Source organism: Devosia ginsengisoli (genome assembly GCF_007859655.1).
Taxonomy (GTDB): Bacteria; Pseudomonadota; Alphaproteobacteria; order Rhizobiales; family Devosiaceae; genus Devosia; species Devosia ginsengisoli.
Genome location: NZ_CP042304.1, coordinates 4,083,460 through 4,101,177 on the forward strand (window position 1 = coordinate 4,083,460; position 17,718 = coordinate 4,101,177).

Annotated in this window: 17 protein-coding genes; 12 read left to right on the forward strand and 5 right to left on the reverse strand. The window is 63.0% G+C overall.

The annotated features are described in order from the left end of the window. The first annotated feature begins 60 nt into the window (after nt 1–60). The 6 genes from FPZ08_RS19920 to FPZ08_RS19945 are packed head-to-tail and all read left to right on the forward strand — an operon-like array spanning nt 61 to nt 7,208. The gene (locus tag FPZ08_RS19920; RefSeq protein ID WP_246132731.1) at nt 61–1,068 is read left to right on the forward strand and encodes a LacI family DNA-binding transcriptional regulator; all 1,008 of its coding nucleotides are present in this window, start codon (nt 61–63) and stop codon (nt 1,066–1,068) included. 46 nt (nt 1,069–1,114) lie between these two features. Beyond that, nucleotides 1,115–2,353, forward strand: coding sequence for an ABC transporter substrate-binding protein (locus tag FPZ08_RS19925; RefSeq protein WP_146292192.1), 1,239 nt, complete (start codon nt 1,115–1,117; stop codon nt 2,351–2,353). 50 nt (nt 2,354–2,403) lie between these two features. After that, a complete protein-coding gene (locus FPZ08_RS19930; RefSeq protein ID WP_146292194.1) occupies nt 2,404–3,327 on the forward strand; it encodes a carbohydrate ABC transporter permease in 924 nt (307 codons plus the stop codon). After that, on the forward strand, nt 3,324–4,190 hold the full coding sequence (locus tag FPZ08_RS19935) for a carbohydrate ABC transporter permease (protein ID WP_146292196.1): 867 nt from the start codon (nt 3,324–3,326) through the stop codon (nt 4,188–4,190). Before FPZ08_RS19930 ends, FPZ08_RS19935 begins: the two co-directional genes overlap by 4 nt. 20 nt (nt 4,191–4,210) lie before the next feature. Then, a complete protein-coding gene (locus tag FPZ08_RS19940; protein ID WP_146292198.1) occupies nt 4,211–6,127 on the forward strand; it encodes a glycoside hydrolase family 127 protein in 1,917 nt (638 codons plus the stop codon). A 10-nt stretch (nt 6,128–6,137) separates the two neighbouring features. Continuing rightward, complete coding sequence (locus FPZ08_RS19945) at nt 6,138–7,208, forward strand: ABC transporter ATP-binding protein (RefSeq protein WP_146292200.1); 1,071 nt, start codon at nt 6,138–6,140, stop codon at nt 7,206–7,208. A gap of 34 nt (nt 7,209–7,242) precedes the next feature. On the opposite strand, the gene FPZ08_RS19950 is transcribed toward FPZ08_RS19945, so the two are convergent. Then, nucleotides 7,243–7,962 carry a FadR/GntR family transcriptional regulator gene (locus FPZ08_RS19950; RefSeq protein ID WP_146292202.1) on the reverse strand — a complete coding sequence of 240 codons (720 nt, stop codon included), beginning with the start codon at nt 7,960–7,962 and terminating at the stop codon, nt 7,243–7,245. Between the two features lie 32 nt (nt 7,963–7,994). Then, a complete protein-coding gene (locus FPZ08_RS19955; RefSeq protein ID WP_146292203.1) occupies nt 7,995–8,924 on the reverse strand; it encodes a dihydrodipicolinate synthase family protein in 930 nt (309 codons plus the stop codon). Nucleotides 8,925–9,075: 151 nt separating this feature from the next. On the opposite strand from FPZ08_RS19955, the gene FPZ08_RS19960 reads away from it, so the two are divergent. From FPZ08_RS19960 to FPZ08_RS19980, 5 genes are all read left to right on the forward strand, one after another. After that, complete coding sequence (locus FPZ08_RS19960; RefSeq protein ID WP_146292205.1) at nt 9,076–10,272, forward strand: mandelate racemase/muconate lactonizing enzyme family protein; 1,197 nt, start codon at nt 9,076–9,078, stop codon at nt 10,270–10,272. 11 nt (nt 10,273–10,283) lie between these two features. After that, nucleotides 10,284–10,679: a cupin domain-containing protein gene (locus FPZ08_RS19965; protein ID WP_186767097.1), complete on the forward strand. Its 396-nt coding sequence runs from the start codon at nt 10,284–10,286 to the stop codon at nt 10,677–10,679. Nucleotides 10,680–10,712: 33 nt separating this feature from the next. Continuing rightward, a complete protein-coding gene (locus tag FPZ08_RS19970; RefSeq protein WP_146292209.1) occupies nt 10,713–11,516 on the forward strand; it encodes a tripartite tricarboxylate transporter substrate-binding protein in 804 nt (267 codons plus the stop codon). 153 nt (nt 11,517–11,669) lie between these two features. Further along, nucleotides 11,670–12,125, forward strand: coding sequence for a tripartite tricarboxylate transporter TctB family protein (locus FPZ08_RS19975; protein ID WP_146292211.1), 456 nt, complete (start codon nt 11,670–11,672; stop codon nt 12,123–12,125). A 9-nt stretch (nt 12,126–12,134) separates the two neighbouring features. Further along, nucleotides 12,135–13,631 carry a tripartite tricarboxylate transporter permease gene (locus FPZ08_RS19980; protein ID WP_146292213.1) on the forward strand — a complete coding sequence of 499 codons (1,497 nt, stop codon included), beginning with the start codon at nt 12,135–12,137 and terminating at the stop codon, nt 13,629–13,631. A 38-nt stretch (nt 13,632–13,669) separates the two neighbouring features. Here FPZ08_RS19980 and FPZ08_RS19985 read toward each other — a convergent pair whose 3' ends face one another. The 3 genes from FPZ08_RS19985 to FPZ08_RS19995 are packed head-to-tail and all read right to left on the reverse strand — an operon-like array spanning nt 13,670 to nt 16,533. Continuing rightward, nucleotides 13,670–14,473, reverse strand: a complete 804-nt coding sequence (locus FPZ08_RS19985) for a DeoR/GlpR family DNA-binding transcription regulator (protein ID WP_186767098.1) — start codon at nt 14,471–14,473, stop codon at nt 13,670–13,672. Between the two features lie 11 nt (nt 14,474–14,484). Next, nucleotides 14,485–15,501 carry a hypothetical protein gene (locus tag FPZ08_RS19990; RefSeq protein WP_146292217.1) on the reverse strand — a complete coding sequence of 339 codons (1,017 nt, stop codon included), beginning with the start codon at nt 15,499–15,501 and terminating at the stop codon, nt 14,485–14,487. A 39-nt stretch (nt 15,502–15,540) separates the two neighbouring features. Further along, nucleotides 15,541–16,533: an extracellular solute-binding protein gene (locus tag FPZ08_RS19995; RefSeq protein ID WP_146292219.1), complete on the reverse strand. Its 993-nt coding sequence runs from the start codon at nt 16,531–16,533 to the stop codon at nt 15,541–15,543. Between the two features lie 124 nt (nt 16,534–16,657). Between FPZ08_RS19995 and FPZ08_RS20000 the strand changes: the two genes are divergently transcribed. Continuing rightward, on the forward strand, nt 16,658–17,713 hold the full coding sequence (locus FPZ08_RS20000) for an ABC transporter ATP-binding protein (protein ID WP_146292221.1): 1,056 nt from the start codon (nt 16,658–16,660) through the stop codon (nt 17,711–17,713). The last annotated feature ends 5 nt before the right edge of the window (nt 17,714–17,718 follow it).

Genomic DNA, 17,718 nt, shown 5'->3' on the forward strand with positions numbered 1-17,718 from the left:
GCTTGAGAAAAGGGTTTCTCATGATGAGAAAACGCTTTTCCTTCAGGTGACGACTTGGCCTTGGCTTCAACGAAGCGCGTGCGCATCTACGACGTTGCACAGGCGGCGGGCGTCAGTATTGCGACCGCATCCAAGGCCCTGAACGATACCGGCCGGATGACCGAAGAGACCCGCTCCCGCGTCAAGGCGGCCGCGAACAGCCTGGGTTTCCGGCCCAATGCCATGGCCCGCGCCCTGATTCAGCGCCGGACCTTTACCGTCGGGCTGCTGACCAATGACACCTATGGTCGTTTCACCCTGCCATTGATGGCCGGCGTCTCCGAACAGCTGGTGGACCATGGCGTCTCCGTCTTCCTCTGCTCGATCGAGGACGACCCGGCGCTGGCCAAAATTCACGTCGATGCCATGCTGGACAAGCAGGTGGACGGCATTATCGCCTCGGGCAAGCGCATCGACCGCCGGCTGCCGGTGGACCTGTCACAGCTCGACATTCCCGTGGTCTACGCCTTTACCGACGGGCCCGAGGATGCGGTGACGCTGGTCTCGGATGACTATCAGGGCTCGATGCAGGCCATGCAATGGCTGCGCGAATTGGGGCGCAGCCGGATCGTCCATGTGACCGGCCCGCAGACCTTTGCCTCGGTCGGCGAGCGTGCCCGCGCCTATCACGCGGTTCAGGGGGGCGATGGCCTCGTCATGCATGGCAGCTGGTCGGAAGCCTGGGGCCACGAGGCCGTAGCCCGGCTCTGGGCGCGCAAGGGCGATACGCCCGACGCCATCTTTTGCGGCAATGACCAGATAGCCCGGGGCGTAGTCGATGCCTTGCGCGAGCGCGGCCTCGATGTGCCCGGGGATGTGTCGGTGATCGGCTTCGACAATTGGGAAATCGTGGCCGCAGCCACGCGCCCACCGCTGACCACGGTCGATATGAATCTCAAGGAACTCGGTAGGGAGGCCGGACGCCTGGTGTTGGCGCTGGCCGAGGGAAAAGCCGTGGAGCCTGGCGTGCGCAAGCTGCCGTGCCAGCTCGTGGTGCGAGAATCCTGCGGGGGTGGTCTCCGCAGCTAGAACGCAAGGGCCGGCGTACTGGTCCACAATCGGGAGGAGTGAAATCATGATCCGCAAACTACTGGCAGCGGCCAGTGTTGCTTCCCTGTGCCTCGTGTCGACCGCAATGGCCCAGGAAACCATCAATATGTGGGTGCGTACCGGCATCGGCACCGCCTTCACCTCGCTGGCTGACGCCTACAATGCCAGCCACGAGAACCAGATCGCGCTGACGGAAGTGCCTTTCGCCGAACTGGTGCAGAAATATGCCACGGCCATTGCCGGCGGGCAGGCGCCGGACGCCCTGTCGCTGGACCTGATCTATACCCCGGCCTTCGCGGCCGCCGGACAGTTGCAGGACCTGACCGACTGGGCCAAGGGGCTAGACTATTTCGACAGCCTGTCGCCCTCGCACGTGACCCTGGGCACCTATGAAGACAAGGTCTATGGCCTACCCCTGCTGGTCGAGACCTCGGTTCTGGCCTGGAACAAGGGCCTCTACGAACAGGCCGGGCTCGATCCCGAAAAGGCACCGGCCAACTGGGCGGAAGTCGAAGCCAATGCCGAGGCTATAAGGGCCCTGGGCGGTGATAATTACGGCTTCTATTTCTCCGGCGGCTCCTGCGGCGGCTGCATGATCTTCACCTTCACCCCGCTGGTCTGGGCCTCGGGCGCCGACATCCTTTCCGAGGATGGGCAGACGGCAACCCTCGATACCCCGCAGATGCGGGCGGCGGTGGATATCTACCGGTCCATGGTCGAAAAGGACCTGGTTCCGGAAAGCTCGGCGACCGACAATGGCGTCAACTTCCTGAGCTTTACCAATGGCAAGATCGGCCATCAGAGCCTGGGCGCCTTCGCCATCGGCACGCTGGTTAACGACTACCCGGATATCGACTTTGGCGTGACGATGATCCCGGGCGTCGATGGTGGCACCTCGTCCTTTGCCGGCGGCGACAATATCGTCGTCACCAAGGATACGCCGCGCCTTGCCGCCGTGCAGGAATTCATCGAGTTCGCCTATTCGCCGGAAGGCCAGAAGATCCTGGCCGAAAACGGCTCGCTGCCGACGCGCTCCGACATCGCCGCGCAGACGCTCGAGGGGCTCGATCCGCGCCTGCAGGTCGCTGTTGACGCCATCGCCGTGGCCAAGACGCCCTATACGCTGCTGTTCAACGACCTGATCAACAGCGCCAACGGGCCCTGGGCAACCTTCACCAATGCCGCCATCTATGGCGACGATGTGGATGGCGCCTTCGCCAATGCACAGGCCGAGATGCAGTCGATCATCGACAACGCACCCTGACAGGAAAAGCGGGAGGCTTCGGCCTCCCGCCTCGCCAACCGGATCCAGCCATGTCTATCACCGCCGCCACGCCACTTGCGGTTGCCAAACCCCGCCGACGCGCGCGTTCCAGCCGGCAATGGCAGGGGCTGCTCTACATCGCGCCGGCCATCGTTCTGGTAAAGATCTTCTTCGTCATCCCGGTGCTGTTCACCGTCTGGATGAGCTTTCACAACTGGCCGCTGCTGGGTGAGCCGAGCTGGATCGGGCTGGGCAACTACACGCGCATGTTCAGCGACACAAGGTTCTCGGCGGCGCTGAGTTTCACGGCCTATTACACCCTCATCGCCACCATCGCCATTTTTGCCCTGGCCTTTCCGCTGGCCCTCTTCGTGCAGAACGAGCGGCGCGGGGTCAGCGCCTATCGCACCATTTTCTTCATGCCGGTCGTTGTCGGCCTGGCCACGGCGTCACTGCTCTGGGTATGGCTCGCCAATGTCGATAGCGGGCTGTTCAGCCCCATATTGCGCATGTTCGGCGTCACCGGCCGCAGCGCCAATCTGCTGGCCACCTTCAACAATGCGTTTGCGACCATCATCGTCATGGTGGTGTGGAAGATCGTCGGCTTCACCATGATCATCCTGCTGACCGGGTTGCAATCCATCCCCGGCGACCTGACGGAAGCGGCCCGCATCGATGGCGCCAGCCGTTGGCAGCGGTTCCGGTTCCTGACCCTACCGCTGATGCGGCGCACCCTGGCGCTGGCGCTGATCCTGTCGGTGACCGGCTCGGTGCTGGCATTCGATCAGTTCTACATCATGACATCAGGCGGACCGCAGAACCGCATGATCTCGGTGGTCTATTACATCTTCAACCAGTCCTTCGTGTCGTTCCAGCTCGGCTATGGCTCGGCACTTTCGATCGTTCTGCTCGGCATCCTGGTCGCGCTCAGCATCGTTCAGCTCTGGCTGCTCCGCGTGGGAGACGACAAATGAGCGCGGCGACAAAGCAGGCTCGCGCCCGGCGCAAGCTGTTTGGCGGCCTGGGCTTCCACGGCTTTGGCGTCATCGCCTCTTTCTTCTTCCTCGCCCCCTTCTTCTGGGCAGGCCTGTCCTCCCTGCGCAGCGGTAGCGAAGCGCAGACTCCGCCGCTTCCGCCATGGCCAACCAACGGCATCAGTTTCGACAGCTATGCCACGCTGGACAGTTTCGGCTCCGGCATCTGGCAGCACACATTGAACTCGCTGCTCGTGTCATTGAGCACAGTGGTGCTGACGGTCATCGTGTCGCTGCTGGCCGGCTACGGCTTCTCGCGCTACCGGTTTCCGTTCAAGAATGTCTTCTTCATCCTGATCATCGCCACGCTGATGATCCCGTTCCAGTCGATCCTGACGCCGCTCTTCATCATCCTGGCCCGGCTCGGCCTCAACAATTCGCTGGTCGGGCTGACCCTGGTCTATGTGACGCTGCAACTGCCCTTCTCGGTTTTCATGATGCGCAACGCCTTCGATGCGGTGCCGCGCGAAATCGAGGAAGCGGCCCGGATCGATGGCGCGCGCGATATCAAGCTGCTGCTGCGGGTCCTGCTGCCACTGGTCATGCCGGGCGTCGCGACCGTGGCCATCTTCGCCTTCCTCAATGCCTGGAACGAGTTCCTGGCAGCGCTGATCCTGTTGTCCGACAATGACAAATACACCCTGCCAGTGCTGATGACGGCGGTGCGCGCCGGACGGCTGGGTGCGATCAACTGGGGCGCGGTGCAGGCCGGCGTGATGGTCATGACCATCCCCTGCCTCATCATCTTCCTGCTTCTGCAACGCTACTACATGCGCGGCCTCATGGCCGGCGCCGTCAAATGACTCCATTCACGGAAACAACCATGACCATCGCCCCCAACCGCCAGTTCCGCCCGCTGCCCGTTCCCTCCGTCACTGTCGGGGGCTATTGGGGCGACTGGCAGGACGCCGTCAGCGACCACACCGCCGCCATCCTGCTCGACCGCTGCGTTGCGGCCGGCATGCTGGAGCAGATCAACCCCGACGTGCCGAGCCCCGGCATCGTCATTCCCATCCTGCACTGGCTGGGCACGCCGCAGATGTTCTGGGACAGCGACCTGGGCAAATCGATCGAGACCATCGCCTATTCGCTCTATCGCAAGCCCAATCCGGAGCTCGAAGCGCGGGCCGACGCCATCATCGATATGTACGAGAAGCTGCAGGATACCGACGGCTATCTCAGTTCGTTTTTCCAGCGCATCAAACCGGAATGGAAATGGACCAACCTGCGCGATTTCCACGAACTCTATTGCGCCGGGCACATGATCGAGGGCGCGGTGGCCTATTACCAGGCCACGGGCAAGCGCAAGTTCCTCGATGTGATGAGCCGCATGGCGGACTACTGCGTCAGGAAGTTCGGGCGTGGGCCGGGACAGGTGCGCGGCTATTGCGGCCATGAGGAGATCGAGTTGGCGCTGGTCAAGCTGGCGCGGGTTACCGGCAAGCAAGCTTACATGGATCTTGCGAAATTCTTCGTGGATGAACGGGGACAGCAGCCCAATTTCTTCATCGAGGAAGCCATCGCGCAGAACCGCGACCCCAAGGGGGTGCAGAAGAACACGCTGGAATATAACCAGTCGCACCTGCCGGTGCGCGAGCAGACCAAGGTCGTCGGCCATGCCGTGCGCGCCATGTATCTCTATTCGGCCATGGCGGACCTCGCGACCGAATACAATGACGACAGCCTGACGGCGGCCCTCGAGACCCTGTGGGACGACCTGACGCAGAAGCAGATGTATATTACCGGCGGTATCGGCCCCGCTGAAGCCAACGAGGGCTTCACCGACTATTACGACCTGCCCAACGACACCGCCTATGCCGAAACCTGTGCTTCGGTCGGGCTGGTCTTCTGGGCCTCACGCATGCTGGGTCGCGGCCCGCAAAGGCTTTATGCCGACACGATGGAGCAGGCGCTCTACAATGGCGCCATTACCGGGCTGTCCACCGATGGCCAGACCTTCTTCTACGACAATCCGCTGGAATCGACCGGCAAGCATCACCGCTGGACCTGGCATCCCTGTCCGTGCTGCCCGCCCAATATCGCGCGCCTCGTCACCTCGCTCGGCTCCTACATTTACGCGGTCGCCGATGACGAGATTGCCGTTCACCTCTATGCCGAGAGCGAGGCGCGGGTCGAGCTGGCCAATGGTGCGAAATTCACCCTGACCCAGAACACCAACTATCCCTGGTCCGGCGATATCAACATCGCCATCGAGCCCGAAACCCCGGCCCGCTTTGCCGTCTCACTCCGCATTCCGGCCTGGGCGCATGGCGCCAGGCTTGCCGTCAACGGCAAACCCCAGGACGTGGCGGCGGCAGGTGCCGACGGCTATGTTCGCATCGAACGCGAATGGAACAGGGGCGATACGATAGCGCTGGACCTGCCGCTCGAGCCGCGTCTGCTCCGGGCGCATCCCGCCGTCCGTCACGATGCCGGCCGCGTCGCCGTCATGCGCGGGCCGCTGGTTTACTGCCTCGAAGGCACCGATAACGGCAAGGGCCTGAACTCGATCCTGCTGCAGCACGGGCTGGGCAAGGCGCAGGCAGCAACCATCCCCAACCTTCGCGGCGCCATCGCCATCGACCTGCCGGTGCTGCGCGAGAATGCGCGGGACTGGGGCGATGCGCTCTATTCTGACAAGGCCCCGCACACCGAAGCGGAGCAGGCGCGGCTCGTGCCCTATCACTTGTGGGACAATCGCGAGCCCGGCGAAATGCTGGTCTGGCTGCGCGAGCGCTGAAGGAGCGATCATGGCAAATGCAACCGGCATGGCTTTGCGTCAGGTCCGCAAGAGCTACGGCGCCACCGATGTCATCCACGGCATCGATCTCGAGGTGGAAGCTGGCGAGTTCGTGGTTTTCGTCGGCCCGTCGGGCTGCGGCAAGTCGACCCTGCTGCGGATGATCGCTGGGCTCGAAGAGGTCACCGATGGCGAAATCGCCATTGGCGGGCGCGACGTGACCGATCTCGACCCGTCCCAGCGCGGCATCGCCATGGTCTTCCAGTCCTACGCGCTCTACCCGCATATGAGCGTGCGCGACAATCTCGGCTTCGGTCTCAAAATGGCCAATACACCCAAGGCCGAGATCGAGGATCGGGTCCTGGCTGCTGCCAGAATTCTCAAGATCGAGCCACTGCTCGAGCGCCGTCCGGGCCAGCTGTCCGGCGGCCAGCGCCAGCGCGTCGCCATCGGCCGGGCCATCGTGCGCAAGCCCGACGTCTTCCTGTTCGACGAACCGCTCAGCAATCTCGATGCCGAGCTGCGCGTATCGATGCGGATCGAGATTGCCCGGCTGCACAAGGAGCTCGGCAATACCATGGTCTACGTCACCCACGACCAGACCGAGGCCATGACCCTGGCCGACAAGATCGTCGTGCTGCGCGATGGCCGCATCGAGCAGGTCGGTACCCCGCGCGAGGTCTATGAAAACCCTGATAATATCTTCGTTGCCGGCTTCATCGGCTCACCCAAGATGAATTTCATCCAGGGCGTGGCCGCCCAGAATGGCGTGGACCTGGCCGGTCGCACCATCGACCTCGGATACACGCCGGGCGAGCCGGGAAGTCCGATGACGATCGGCGTTCGACCCGAGCATCTCGACGTGGGCAACGGCAGCGCAGTGGCGTTTTCCGTGCGCGTCGATTTCAGCGAGTATCTCGGCGGAACGCAGTACCTTTATGCAACCCTGCCGGACGGGCAACAGCTGGTTGTCGAACAACGCCAAGGAAGCGACATCGACAGCGACGCCCCCTTGACGGTATCAAGCGATCCCCAGCGCTTCTATTTCTTCGCACCGACAGGCGAGCGCATACGGCGATAAGCGCCATATGCGCGTTGTAGCGGCGGGCGGGAGCCTAGCGGCCGACGAAGACGCGCCGGCGGGCACTCTCGATATGCGCCTGCATGCGCTCACGGGCCAGTTCGGCTTCACCTGTGCGGATGGCTTCGAATATCGCCCAATGCTCGCGGTTTGCCGTGGCTAGCCGTTCGGCCGTTGACCGGGTGGACAAGGTCGCGGCGATGGAAATGCCGATGCGGATCGCGTTGGTCACTGAGTGGATCGTGCGCACGAAATAGTCGTTCTCGCTGGCCTGGGCCACGGCGATGTGGAAGGCGATATCCTCGTCCGCGCCCAGCCCGCCCTCCGCTATGCAGCGATCCATCGCCTCCAGCGCGGCTTCGATATCGGCAATGCGGGGCTTGGAGTTGAGCTGCGCGGCCAGGCGCGCGGCTTCGCCCTCAATGCCGACGCGGAATTCGTAGCAGCGCTGGATATCGGCGACGCTGCCGGGTGCGGCGAATTCCATGACATGCTGGCTGGGCGCGCCGATTACTCGCGTACCGGCGCCCTGCTTGGAGGCAACCAGTCCGTCGATGCGCAGGCGCAACAGGGCCTCGCGGATGACGGTGCGCGAGACGCCGAATGTATCGGCCATCTCGATCTCGGTGGGAAGGCGCGTGCCCTCGGGCCACGTGCCTGCCGAGATGCGCTCGTAGATCTGCTCGTAGACCGTGTCGCTCAGGGTTCGTCCGCCGACGCCTTTCGGGTTCTGTAGCGGAGCGGGGTCGGACATGCGTGGGAAGGCCCTTTGTTGGACAAATCGATTCAAGCCGATTTCTGGCAGGTCTTGTCGAGCGCGACAAGGGCAGCGACGGCTTCCTGCACCTTTGGCCGATCGGCTTCGGCGACATTGCCCGCCATCGGCAGGATGGGACCCATATCGGCTATGCCCGACAGGGTGACCGCATCATGCATAACTGAAAAGCCGTTGATGGCCGCGCGAACCCTTTCGAAATGCAGGAACGGCGCAGACAGCCGTCTGGCCTCGGCCCGATCACCTGCCCGGTAGGCGGCGAGGATGGCCATGGCGGCATTTGGCGCGATGCAGACCCCGCCGGACGTATACGTGCGCAGCCCATGGTCGGGCAGGTGGACATGGATCGGCGTCTCGCCCATGCCGCTGGCGATGTTGCCAGGCCCGATGGCGCTGCAAAGGTTCGACAAATACTGGTCGCCCGCCGGGTCGGAACGTTCCACCGCATATTTGACGAAGCAGATCGCGCCATCGCCCAACAGCGCGGCTACCCGCTCCGGAGTCAGATAGTGCTCGCGCTTGATATAGAGGATCAGCGGAGCGCCGAGTGTATCGGCGGCGGCACGAATGGCTTTCTCGATTCCATCCGGATGGGTGGGGAAGCTCATGGGCAGGGCCATCACCCCAGCGAAGCTGCGGTTTCGCAATAGCCGCGCTTCGTCCAACAACTTTCCGAAGTCAGGGCCAATCGAGGGGATGATATCGGTGCCGGGATCTGCCGCATCGCCCAGCAGGTCCAGCAGCGCGGCGAAACGCCCGCGATCGTAGTGGTAGAGATTGGCATTGCCGCCATAGAGCAGGGCACCAACGCCGCCGCGTTCTATATGTTTGATAAGTTTACGGTTTTGTTCCTCTGCCAGCTCCAGCTCATTGGTCCAGGCAACGGGCGGGACCGCGACCACGGTGCGGCCAAGCCGGGTAGCGATGTCTGTCTGCGTCACGATGTTTCCTGCCTCTCCAAGTTTTGCCCTTGCATAGTTTGGTATAATGATTTTGTAAATGCTAGCTGATTGTATAACAGCTTTTCGCGTGATACGACCATCGGCGCCTGGCGAGTGATCCCCGAACCGAGACCAACTGAAAGACCTCCGCATGCTGCATTCCGACGTCAAATCCCGCGACACCATCCGCATCACGGGCGTCAAGCTCACCACTATCCAGACCAAGCGTCGTACCGGGGCGATCAGCTCGCACATGATCCTCGAGCTCTCGACGGATTCGGGTATTACCGGCCTGGGCGAGATTTCCGATCTGGACTGCTACCGGATGTATATGCCCGACCCGGAGGCGGTGCGCGTGGGCATCGAGAAGGTGGCCCTGGGCCAGAACGCCTTCGAGATTGCGGCGCTACATGAGCGGCTGCTGGCCTACATGCCGTCCTATTTCCGCTACGCCAATACCTACCCGCCCTTCAGCCCGGCCTCGCAGATCGCGGCCGGTGTCGAAATGGCCTTCTACGATATTGTCGGCAAGGCTTTCGATACCCCGGTCTACAACCTGCTCGGCGGCAAGCAGCGCGACAGTTTCGAGATCACCTATCCGGTGTTCCAGGCCAAGAAGGAAAGCGATACCGAACGCTATCTCGGCTATATGGACGACCTGGTCGAAGAGGGCGTCACTCGCTTCCGCTATTATGTCGGCGTCAATTTCGAGCAGGACGAGAAATTCCTCAGCGCCTTCCGCGATCGCTTCGGGGACAAGGTGCGGCTCAAGGCGCTGGATTTCCAGGGTCACCATCACTGGCGCGACACGCTGCGCATCTATGATCGTTTCAAGCAATACGGCTTCGAACTGATCGAGAGCCCCACGCTGGTCGAGGACTATGAGGGCATGGCCGAGCTGCGCAAGCGGATCGACGTGGACATTTCAGAGCATATTTCGAGCTTCGCCCAAGCCATGCGCATGATCCGCGCCAATGCGGTGGACGTGTTCAACATCACCATCCAGTCGGGCGGCATCTACCAGGCCAAGAAACTGTTCGACCTCTCGGAAGCGGCAGGCCTCAAATGCCTGATCTCGACCACCCAGGAGCTGAGCCTGGGCACATCGGCCAATGCCCATCTGGCCGCCGTGGTGCCGCAACTGCACTATGCCGGCGATCCGGTCGGGCCGCTGCTCTATACCGAGGACGTGGTCACCGAGACGCTCAAATACGAGGACTCGCGCCTCATCATCCCCACAGGACCTGGCCTCGGCTTTGAGCTTGACCGCGACAAGCTGGAAGCGCTGCGCGCGCCACTGGTCGAATGGGATCGCCCCGCCCATGGCGCCAATTACGTTTCGGACTGAGGAGACCCGCAATGAGTGAAAACGGACTGGGCGCGCTGCGCGTCTTCAACGTGATGCAGATGCTTGAGGGACATCCCCCACGCACCAATTTCAACGTGTTCCGGCTGGACGATAAATACAATCTGCGCATCGCGCGGGTGGAGGGGCGCTTCCCCTGGCATCGTCACACCAATGGCGACGAGGGCTGGCTGATCCTGAGTGGTCGGCTGCGCATCGATGTCGAAGGGCACCCGTCCCAGGAGATGGGGCCGATGGAAGGCACGATGATTCCCATGGGCCTGGTGCATTCACCCATCGCATTGGAGGAGGACACGGTCGTCGCCGTGTTCAATGTCGATGGCTTCCAGCACCAATACCGGGACGATAACCCGGAACTGAAGAATTTCGCCGAAATGGACGCCCGCTAGGGCTGTCCGCCCAACAATCACAAGGAGGAGACAATGAAAGTTATCAACGCAACCAGCCTGGGTCTTGCCCTGCTGGCCTTCGGCGCGGCCGCGCAGCCGGCTTGGGCACAGGTAGCCTGGCCGACGGGCGAAATCCGCATGTTCGTGGCCGCTGCCGCCGGCGGTTCCACGGATCTTGTGGCCCGTACGCTGGAAACCCATCTCGAAAAGCAGCTCGATACCAATATCCTGGTCGTCAACCAGACGGCCGGTGGCGGCGCGGTTGCGACCAGCTCGGTCGCCACGGCCGAGCCTGATGGCGGCACTATCCTGCTGCATCATGCGCTGCTGCACACCACCTATCTGTTCGGCCGCTCGGACATCAACTACGAGTCCTATGACACGCTCGGCACGGTGAGCCAGGTGAACAACCTTCTGGTGGCCAGCGCCGATGCGCCCTACAAGACGCTTGCCGAACTCAAGGACTATGCCGCCGCCAATAGCGGTACCCTGCGGCTGGCCAGCCAGCTCGGCGGCACGACCCAAGTGCTGGGCGACGCCGTGGCAAGCTGGGGCGAGGGCCATATCCGCGTCGTCGATGCCGGCACCGAAGCCGACCGCGTGGTCGCCATTCTCGGCGATCAGGTCGACCTGGCGCTGCTGACTGTTTCCACGGCCGCCCAGTATGTCGAGGCCGGCGAAGTCGTGCCACTCGCCGTGTTCAACAAGGGAGCCGGACGCAGCGGCGCCGGATTGGCCGCTGGGCAGTTCGGGCGGGCTCGATGCCAGCTTCCCGCTGGTCTTTACCCTGCATGCCACCAAGGGCTGGCCGGACGAACTGCGCGCTACGTTCGATGAAGCCCTGGCGACTGTCGCGGCCAGCCCGGAATTCCAGGCCGATATCGCCAAGCTCAACCAGACCATGGTCTATCGCAATGCTGCCGATGCCGCGGTTTTCGTGGCCGATGAATTCGCCTTCGTGAAGTCGGTCATCGAAGCAGCGAAAAACTGATGACCGGCCAAACCGACCGTATCTTCGGGATCGGTTTTCTCGTCATGGGGCTGGGGCTGTTCGCATACAGCCTCAGCTTCCGGGAAACCGACCTGATGGGCGATCTGGGCCCGGGATTTCTCCCGGGCCTGGTTGGCGTCATCCTGGCCATATTGGGAACGCTGCAGGCCATCCGTCCCGGCAACAAGCAGGCCGAACCGATCGACAGGCAGCGGTTTATCCTTGCCGTGGTCTTCTTCCTGGCGGTGGCGGTCTATGCCCTGTTCTTTGCCTGGTTCGGCTTTTCCTGGCCGAGTTTCGTGTTCCTGATCGCCGTCATGTCGCTGCTTGGCGGGCGCTCGCCGCGCTCCCTGGCGATCTATGCGCTCCTTTCGGCGGTCTTTGTCGGACTTATCGGCTGGGTGCTGCTTCACGTCCTCTCCGTGCCGCTGCGCGGCGTGTGGTTCCTCAACTAGGACATCAGCATGTTTGAACTATTTGGAACCAGCCTTGTCGGCCTGCTGAGTGATCCGCAAGTGCTCTTTCTGCTCGCCTTTGGCAGCATTCTGGGCGTGGTGTTCAGCGCGCTGCCCGGGCTCAACGCCACGCTCGGCGTCGCCGTGCTCTTGCCGGTGACCTTCACCATGACGCCGGGCATCGGCATCGGCTTTCTCACCGCCATCTATATCGGCGCCATGTGCGGGGGATTGTTCGGCGCGACGCTGCTGCGCATTCCAGGCAATCCATCCTCGGTGGCCACCACATTCGATGGCTACCCGCTGGCCCAGCGCGGCTTTGCGGTCAAGGCGCTCAGCACCGGCATTCTTGCCAATTTCGTCGGTGGCGTGCTCGGGCTGCTGGCGCTGGTTGCGTTGGCGCCGGTCATCGCCCGTTTCGCGCTCTCCTTCGGGCCGTACGAAATGACGGCGCTTACCGTCATGGCCATGCTGCTGGTGGTGACGCTGTCGAGCGACAACGTGGTCAAGGGTCTTATTGCAGCGGCCCTGGGGCTGGCCGTCAGCACCGTTGGCTTTTCGCCCATGGATGGCGCGGCGCGGCTGACATTCGGGCAGGTGAGCCTGACCGGTGGCTTTGCCGTGGTCCCCGTCATCGTCGGACTGTTTGCCATTTCGCAGGTCCTGCGCGAGGTGGCCCGCAAGCCGGTCAAGGTGAGCGTCGATCTCGACGTGAAGGGGCTGGGTGTCACCTGGCGCGAAATCCGGGACAATCTGTGGAACATGTTCCGCTCTTCCATGGTCGGGGTGTGGATCGGCGTGCTGCCCGGCATCGGCTCCTCGGCTTCAAGCCTGGTCGCCTGGGCCGTGGCCAAGCAGTCCTCCAAAACGCCGGAGGAATTCGGCAAGGGCAGCGTCGAGGGCATCTGGGCTTCGGAATCTTCCAACAATGCCAATGTGGGCGGTTCGCTGCTGCCGCTGCTGACGCTGGGCATTCCGGGCGATGCGGTGACGGCACTGATGATCGCCGGCTTCATGATCCACGGCCTGCAGCCCGGCCCGCTGATGTTTGCCCAGCAGCCGGGTATCATCTCCGATATCTATGCCGCCTTCCTCTATGCCACCGTCGTGGTGCTGATCTTCCAGATCGCCACGCTCCGTATCTTCCCGCGCATCCTGCTGGTGCCGAAATACTACCTGCTGCCGATCATGGTCGTGCTGACGGTGGTCGGCGCATATTCGGCCGACAATCAATCGTCCGATGTGTTCGTCATGCTGGCTTTCGGGCTGGTCGGGCTGGTGCTGGAGCGCTTCGGCTATCCGATCGCGGTGCTGGTGCTGGGCTATATTCTTGGCCCGATCCTGGAGCTCAACCTGCGGCGTGCCCTGACCTTCGAGGGTGGCGACCTGACCCCGTTCGTGACCCGCCCGATATCGGCGACGCTGATCGGGCTGACCCTCCTGGCGCTGGCCTATATCGCCTATGCGCAGTTCAAGGGCCGCCGTATTCACTTCGAGGACGACTAAGAATCGATCGATCGCCTGGCCAGGAAATTCGAGGACGTTTAGGCGAGAGCGATGACACGTGTTTTGCCGAGCACTGCCGGGTCGTCAAACCGGGGCGTGGGGTCGCCGTTGGTGATCAGCACGTCTATGTCGGCCAGTTGCGTCACCACATGGGGCGCGTGGCGGTCGAATTTCTCGTCATGGGCGACGAGGATGACCTGCCGCGCATGCGGCAGGATGGAGCGCACCAGATCGACCTCCATCGGGTCGAACTCCTGCACGGTGCCCTGGCGGTCGATGGCGCTGGCGCCGATCACCGCCACGTCGAACTTGAAGCGCTGGCGGCTGTCATCGGCCAGGGTCAGTACCGAGGAATCCTTGTTCCGCACGTAGCCGCCATAGACATAGACGGTGGCATCGGTCTTGAGCGCGCAGGAATGGGCCACTTCCAGGTTCGGCGTGGCGATCAGCACGCCCGGATGGCGTGCCAGCACTTCGTGCAGCGAGTCGAAGGTTGTGCCCAATCCGACAAAAATGGTGGCGCCTTGCACCAGGAATTCTTCCAGCGCCGCGACCAATTGGCGCTTCACCGCCACCTGCACGATATGGCGTTCATCATGGGTGTGGTGAGCCACGCCGGGCGAGGCGAAAGCGCCGCCAAAGGCCTTTTGCAGCAAGCCCTGGGTTTCGAGCGTACGCAGGTCGCGGCGGATGGTCTGGTAGGTCACGTCGAACCGTGCGGCCAGTTCGGCCACCGAGGCCGCGCCATTGGCGCGCACGGCCTGCAATATGGCCTGCCGCCGCTCGCCCGCCCGGCCGCTTTCGGCGGGCGCGGCATCGGGCATTGCGTGCGAGCGGGGCATGGTTTCCCCGCTCATTTCAGGCGGATGCCCAGATAGCTGCGATCATCGGTCAATTGGGTTTCGGTCGTGCCCTTGGTGCTCATATAGCGGCCGATCTTGTGGAGGTCTTCGGCCTCCACCTCCTGGAAAGCGGCTTCCCAGGCGGCGACGCCGAATCCTTCGCCCTGCTTGAAATAACCATCGGAGAATAGCTCGATCGTTTCCACTTCGACCAGCTTGTAGCTGCGGGTTTCGACAAAGCGGCCGGGCACGGCAAAGCCATCGATGCCGCCATAGCCGAGCACGGGTTCGGTGACATTCTGGAAATGGCCTTGCCCGTGGGAAATTCCGTGCTGGATCAGCACCAGCAGTTCGGACTCGGGCACATCGGGCAGGTGCTGGCGACAGGCCGTCAGCGTCCGCGCCTCGATGGCGGCGACGATATCCGGCGCTGCCGTCGTGCTGCCGGCAGGCTGGTTGCGCGTGCCCTGCCAGGTCATCGATGCGGCATGCCTGTCGCAGTCCTCGATGGGTCGGCCCAAAGCCTCGAAATGATGCCAGGTTTCCCGGCGCAGGATAGCGGTGACATCGTCGAGGGGCTTGAGCACCTGCAGCGTGTCCACGCCGTTGATGCGGATGCCGCTATCGCCGACGGCCACCACTTCGAGCCGGTCGCCCAGCAGCATGGCGGCCATGACAGTGCAGCCGCCGCGCAGCTTCCAGTCGGCCTCGACTGCGGCCAGCGCACCATGGGCGACATAGCCGTCATGAATGGCCGCGCCGAGATAGTCGATAAAATGCTGCCCGCCCTGGAATTGCAGATCGGGCCTGTCGGGTTGGCCCTGCGCCAAAAGGAAAATTTCGATGGCCCGCTTGACCATGCGCGAGGCGTATTGCCCCGACAGCATGCCGCCATAACGGGTGCCGTTGCGGTCGGTTACGCCGTCGATGACGGCGTAACCGAGATTGGGCATGACCACGAGGCTATCTTCGTTCATCTCGGGATGGCCGAATTTCTTGCCTAGCGTGAACGCTTCAAGCTGCCTCATTTAGTCCTGCTCTGGTCGTGTTGTTCTGAACTGCCCGGCTTATTCGCCGATGGCGGTCCGCCACTTTGCCAGCACCTCTTCGGCACCGCCGAAGTCGCTGAGGGGCTTCACGTCGACCAGGGTGAGGTCGGCCAGGTTCGGCGTACCGGCCGGGCCGGCCACGTCGAGGCGGACCGAGCGGCGGCCGATATCCATGGCCAGCTTTTCCTGGGTCGATTTGGACATGGCCCAGTCGATGAAAGCCTTGCCGCCTTCAGGATTGGGACCGCCCTTGACCAGGGCCACGCCATCAGGCGTTGCCGCGGTGCCGTCGGTCAGGTGCACGATGGCGATCGGCGCACCGCCCTGCACATATTCCAGCGCATTGTCTTCCAGCGTCAGACCCATCGAGGTTTCGCCATCGGCCACGAAGCGCGGCACGGCGCCCGAGGAATCGGTGAACACGAAGTTCTTGGCGATCTCGGCATATTTGTCCCAGCCCTCGTCACCGAACACGGTGAGCACGGTCTGCAACTGCTGCATGGCCGAACCCGAGCCGTCGGCGCGGGCGCTGGCAATCTGGCCGGCCCATTTCGGATCGGCGAGTTCGGCCCAGGTCTTGGGCGCGCTGTCGAGCGGCTGCAGGTCGGTATTGACCGCCAGCACGTAAACCACCGCTGTGTAGGGGGTCCAGCTCGGGTCCCGGCCGTATTGCGGATCGATCTGGTCCATCTCCGGCGGATCGTAGGGTTCGAGCAGATCGGCCAGTTCAGTGAGCTGGCTGCCCGAGATCGACCAGATGACGTCGGCTGCCGGGGCGCCGGCTTCGGCCTGCACGCGCTTGGCGATATCGCCCGAACCGAGCTTGACCACTTCGGCCTTGAGGCCGGTTTCCTGTTCGAAGATCGGCAGCAGCGTATCCACGATCGACGACTTGTGCGCCGTGTAGATGACCACCGAACCGTCCTGCGCCAAAGCCAAGGTGCCCATGCTGGTCGAGGCGATCAGCGCCGCGGCGGACAGGGCCAAAAATGTACGTTTGCGAATGTTCATGCGAGTCCTCCCGTTCGTTTTTGATCATTCTGAGATCAAAATCATCCTGAACCGGACGAAAAATTGTTGCAATACGAAAGTTTGTCAGTGTCATATGAAAGCCGGTCGAGGGGGAGAACGACGCATGAGCTATCTGACGGTCAGCAACGCGACCAAGCAGTTCGGGCAGAGCTTCATGGCGCTGAACGGGGTGTCGGTCTCGGTGGAGCGCGGCGAATTCTTCACGCTTCTCGGCCCCAGCGGTTGCGGCAAGACGACTTTGCTGCGGGCGATTGCCGGCTTCAACGATCTCAGCTCGGGCGATATCACGCTCGACGGTTCCAACCTGCGCGCGGTGCCGCCGCATCAGCGCGATATCGGCATGGTGTTCCAGGATTACGCCGTCTTCCCCCATCTCAGCGTGTTCGACAATGTCGCCTTTGGCCTCAAGCCGCGCAAGGTGCCGGCGGCCGAGATCAAGACCCGCGTCACCCATGCGCTCGATGCCGTACGGCTGGGCGCCATGGCCGAACGCCTGCCGGCCGCCATGTCGGGCGGCCAACAGCAGCGCATTGGCCTCGCCCGCGCCATGGTCATCAATCCGCGCCTGCTACTCATGGATGAGCCGCTCTCCAATCTCGACGCCAAGCTGCGTATCGAGCTGCGCGAGGAAATCCGCGATATCCAGCAGCAGGTCGATATCGCCACCATCTATGTGACGCATGACCAGGAAGAGGCTTTGGCCATTTCCGACCGCATCTGCGTGATGAATGCCGGCCGCATCGAGCAGGTCGGCACGCCGCAGGAGATTTACGGCAACCCCCAGACGCGGTTCGTCGCCGAATTCGTCGGCACGCTCAATACGTTCAAGCCGGGCGAGGCGCTCGATGCCTTGCTGGGCCAGCTCGGGCTCTCCGCTCCCGGCGCTGCAAGTTGGGCCGTACGCCCGGAACGGCTCGGGCTCGCCGAGGCCGGCGCGGCTGCTGACGGTGCTGCAATACTCCCCGGCACCGTCACCAAATATACCTATCTCGGTCGCGAGGCGCATGTTCAGGTCGAAACGCCGGCCGGTGCCATCGTCGTGCAACTGGCCAATCCGGGTATGGCAGCGACACGCGAGGCGGGTGAGGCTGTCTCCGTGCTGGTGCCGCGCGACGCGCCCATGGCCTTCGGCGCCGACAACGCCCGCATCGGAGGGTGACGACC